The 3,676-nt window shown below is 62.5% G+C and carries 5 protein-coding genes; 3 read left to right on the plus strand and 2 right to left on the minus strand.

Features of this window, described 5'->3' with window-relative positions; all coding sequences use genetic code 11:
* Positions 1-763: 763 nt before the first annotated feature.
* On the minus strand, positions 764-1,009 hold the full coding sequence (locus CWO89_RS41795; RefSeq protein WP_130584063.1) for a DUF3551 domain-containing protein: 246 nt from the start codon (positions 1,007-1,009) through the stop codon (positions 764-766).
* 587 nt (positions 1,010-1,596) lie between these two features.
* Between CWO89_RS41795 and CWO89_RS41800 the strand changes: the two genes are divergently transcribed.
* Entirely contained in the window at positions 1,597-2,556 is a 960-nt protein-coding gene (locus CWO89_RS41800) for a hypothetical protein (RefSeq protein WP_130584064.1), read from the plus strand.
* A 108-nt stretch (positions 2,557-2,664) separates the two neighbouring features.
* Here the strand turns inward: CWO89_RS41800 and CWO89_RS41805 are convergent, their stop codons facing one another.
* Positions 2,665-2,934 carry a DUF2312 domain-containing protein gene (locus tag CWO89_RS41805; RefSeq protein WP_130584065.1) on the minus strand — a complete coding sequence of 90 codons (270 nt, stop codon included), beginning with the start codon at positions 2,932-2,934 and terminating at the stop codon, positions 2,665-2,667.
* Between the two features lie 261 nt (positions 2,935-3,195).
* Between CWO89_RS41805 and CWO89_RS41810 the strand changes: the two genes are divergently transcribed.
* Positions 3,196-3,426, plus strand: a complete 231-nt coding sequence (locus tag CWO89_RS41810; RefSeq protein WP_130584066.1) for a DUF6894 family protein — start codon at positions 3,196-3,198, stop codon at positions 3,424-3,426.
* 8 nt (positions 3,427-3,434) lie between these two features.
* Positions 3,435-3,599 (plus strand): hypothetical protein, encoded by a 165-nt coding sequence (locus tag CWO89_RS46505; protein ID WP_165421562.1) that lies wholly within the window; start codon positions 3,435-3,437, stop codon positions 3,597-3,599.
* The last annotated feature ends 77 nt before the right edge of the window (positions 3,600-3,676 follow it).

Below are 3,676 nucleotides of genomic sequence, written 5' to 3' on the forward strand. Positions count from 1 at the left end.
GTCACCGGGGAGAGCGCGAAGTAAGTCGTAAACCACTGCGCAGGGAAAGCCGGGATTGCTTCGGTTGACCTGTGGTCCTACCCCCGTGCTTTTTGTTGCACGGGGCCCACGGGTGCAACCGGCACCCGGCTTTCCCTGCGCCCTCTACATCGAAAGAGGGTCAACGCAAACGCGACCTCGGGCATTTTGTGCCGCGGGAACGCGGACTCGCATCGCATCCGCTGTTTGACAATCGAATCGAAACATGTCGCCCGCAGGGCAGGATTAGCGCTCTGATCCTGGGGTTGCGCATATCCTGTGCCGACGTTGCCGCTGACGGCCGCAAAAGGCAAGTCGATCATCCCGGTCCTGAACCGCTACAAGTAAATCGGGTGCAGTCCTGGTAGACACCCCGACACTCGAACGATGGTAGCTGTTTCAGATGACGGCAGTCGCGATATCGCGCACGACAGCTATTCACGCATTGCTGCTTGGCGGTCCGAGCGGCTGCCAATGTAGCAGTGGCGAGATCGGACTCGCGCGCATTGAGTGTGCCAATACTCAAGGACAGAGGCACTGCCAGGAGTGCGCAGACGACGGCAAACGACGGCTTGGTGCATTTCATGGCTCAGCTCTCGTTTGGGGCGCGCGGGTCGTTGCATGGCCGTCCGCTTGCCGGACGCGGTGGAGATGAAGCGATCGTCAACATCGGACGGCCGGATCTCGTCCGACAAGCCGTTCGCGTTGAGCCCGCCGCGCGGGGCTTCTTTATGTCAACACGGTCTCAGTGCGGCGGCGGCCAGCGGCCTGGCTGCGTGTAGAAAAAGGCGAAGCGTGGGTTGATCCCGCAATACGAGAACGTGCCGGATGCGCTCGCCGCGCATTGTTCGTAGGTCCAGAAGTAGCAAAGGCCCGGAAGGCCCCAGTCCTTTCCCTGCAGACAGTAAGGATAGTCCTGCGCGGCGGCTGGCGAGATTGCTCCCGCCGCTGCTGGAACGGCAATGGACAGGGCGAATATGAGACGTCGCATGAGATGCCTCCTGAGATTGGTACCTGGTTCGACGGAGGAAGTCGTTCTTGCGATATTGCCGAGAAGCGGCGCGATCGATTTCGACTCGTCGAGCGCAGGCCCGAAGCTGCGCACCAGGGACGGAAAGTCGTCGCGATCCGTCCGAGAAACAGGGCGCCCAGCCAGCATGGGCCCACTGGGAACGGCGCGCTATGCGGATTCGGCATCTGCGCAGCTCAACGGTCGCTTGCGAAGCCGTCAGATCGTAGTTCATCGGCGGGTTACACGGAGCCTGTCAGTTGCGCGAAGCGCGGACCCGGAAAAACGCTCTACGAAGCACCACTGCATCCCTATACCGCGGCGCTGATGGCCGTCATTCCTGTCATGGCCCCCGGCGAGCGCCACGACCTCTGGTTTCAATATCGCATCCGACCAAAGCCCAATTGTAACGGCGATAGGCTGTCGCCCCGACTTGACTAGCGGAAGCGGCCGGCCGAGGTCGCCTTAAATTCTCCCTCATGCCCGCCTTGTCTTGATCGACACGGCGACGAGAACTATCCTCCCGATAATCTCGGACTGCCGCACTCATTCCGTTGCTGCAAGACTGAATGGAGAGCGCATCGGTGGCTGACACGGACGACCCGAAGCCGGACGAACCGCAGGGCATGCCGCGCGCCGATGGCGAGCTGGCCCGGGCCTATGAACGGATCAAGAGTGCCGGCGAAGACCTTACGCGGCTCGACCGATTGGTCTCCGGATTGGAGCGCGGCGGCGATAGCCAACCGATCCGGCAGGAAGGTGCCGGCACAGAGCGATCCGACACTGCCACCGTGAACGAGGCACCAACGTCGGAGAACCCGGCTCGCGACCCGGCGCCGCGACGGGGTCGCCCCGTGCTGCGAGCCCTCGCGGGCCTTCTGTTGGCGATAGGCATCGCTGGTGCCGCGCTCGCCGCGCGATATGGCGATGAGGCCAAGGCGATCATGGCGCGATGGACGCCGCACGTCTCGGCACTGCCTCCAGAGGCGGCCGAGCGTCGCGATCCGGCGAAATCGCTGGTTGTCCAGGTAGCAGACGCGGCTGAACAGCCTTCCGCGCCGGCGCCCGCGAGCCCCAAGGAAGCGCCGGCGCCTTCGAACCCCAAGGAAACGAAAGACGCTCCGCCAGCCGGCGCCACCACATCCGCCGCCCCGGCATCCGTCGATGTGGCGCAATCGCTCAAGACCATCGCGCAGGGCCTTGTGAGCATTAACAATAAGCTCGAGCAATTAAAGAGCAGTCACGAACAAACGCTTCGCGAGCATGCCGACTCTATTCAACAGCTCAAGACGGCTCAGGAGCAGAATGCCCGAGACAGCGCGCGCATCGCCGAGCAGATACAGGCGCTGCAAGGGCAGCTTGCCACCCTGTCCGCGAAACCCTCCGCGCCGACCGTCAAGAAAGAGAACAATGTGGCCGCGCGCCCGCACGGGCCCGCCGCAATCGAACCTCGGCGGCCCAGACGGCCGCCAGCGCCTTGGATGCCCCCGCCGTATACGGTCGACCCCTATGACGATCCCTATTGGTGAGCCGCAGCCCGTAGGGCGGGTTGGCCGAAGGCGTAATCCGCCGCTCACTCCAGCGCGTCGGCGGGTTACGCTGCGGCAACCCGCCCTACGCACTTCACGTCGCTTGCGTCACGCCGCCTTGGCGGTCTTTTCCGGCGGCGAGGTTTCCATCGCGCGCATGTAGAGATCGAGCAGGGATTCGCGCTCGTCGCGCTCTTCCTTATCTTCCTTCCGCAGCTTGATGATCTCCTTGAGGATCTTCACGTCGAAGCCTTCGCCCTTGGCTTCCGAGAAGACTTCCTTCTTTTGCTCGTTCAACTCCTGCAATTCGGTGTCCAGGTTCTCGATCCGCTCGACGAAGGAACGAATACGCCCGCCGGGAATGGTGATGTCAGACATGGTGCCTCTTTGCTGAATGAGGTCGTGAAAATGGGCTTAAAGAAATAAACAATGCGTTAACCTCGGGGCTCGCGGAAGCGGCCCCCGCCGGGCCAACCGCATGGCGGATTTGAGCCTCAGCCGAGCAAATCAATCCCAGTCGACTTGAGTCGAAACCTCAGCATTCCCCGTAATTTCCCGATGGGGGATCACCCGGATTCTCCGCCGTCATCCGAGCTGCTATCGGTAGGCTGCGAGGTCGCTTGCCGCAGGAGGCGGAACATGGCTGAACTGTATTTCCATTGCTCCGACGCCCAACACGTCTTGATCGATGAATGCGGTCACGCGATGGACTTGGCCGAGGCACGCGAGCATGCGGAAGGCCTGGTGCGCGCGCTCATCATGACGCCCAGCGAAGAAGATTGGCGCGGCTGGGTCCTGCACGTCACCGATGAGCTCGGCGACGAAGTCCTCGTCGTGCCGTTCGCGTCCGTGCTCGGCAAGTCGCACTGAGCGCCGCCATGCCGCTCGCCAAAGCCTCCTGGAGGCCGCTGCGCCGGCGCCTGCACGCGATCGTCGCAAGCTGCCACAAGCTGATCGGAACCGTCCGCAACCCCTATCGGCCCGAGCTTCACTACATGCGAGGGCGCGGCCCGAAGTGGCATGCCAAGCACCGGGTTTCCTAGAGCGTGATGACGTTTCTTCGAATCGTCATCCCGCTTTAGCTTTTTGTTTGCGCATGATCTTTTCGGAAAACCGGTCT

Origin of the sequence: Bradyrhizobium sp. Leo170 (assembly GCF_004296405.1) — a bacterium.
Lineage (GTDB): Bacteria > Pseudomonadota > Alphaproteobacteria > Rhizobiales > Xanthobacteraceae > Bradyrhizobium.

What these genes read in the sequence shown, in the direction of transcription:
- CWO89_RS41795 (WP_130584063.1), bottom strand. Translation starts at nt 1,009, where the DNA reads ATGCGACGTCTCATATTCGCCCTGTCCATTGCCGTTCCAGCAGCGGCG.
- CWO89_RS41800 (WP_130584064.1), top strand. Translation starts at nt 1,597, where the DNA reads ATGGAGAGCGCATCGGTGGCTGACACGGACGACCCGAAGCCGGACGAA.
- CWO89_RS41805 (WP_130584065.1), bottom strand. Translation starts at nt 2,934, where the DNA reads ATGTCTGACATCACCATTCCCGGCGGGCGTATTCGTTCCTTCGTCGAG.
- CWO89_RS41810 (WP_130584066.1), top strand. Translation starts at nt 3,196, where the DNA reads ATGGCTGAACTGTATTTCCATTGCTCCGACGCCCAACACGTCTTGATC.
- CWO89_RS46505 (WP_165421562.1), top strand. Translation starts at nt 3,435, where the DNA reads ATGCCGCTCGCCAAAGCCTCCTGGAGGCCGCTGCGCCGGCGCCTGCAC.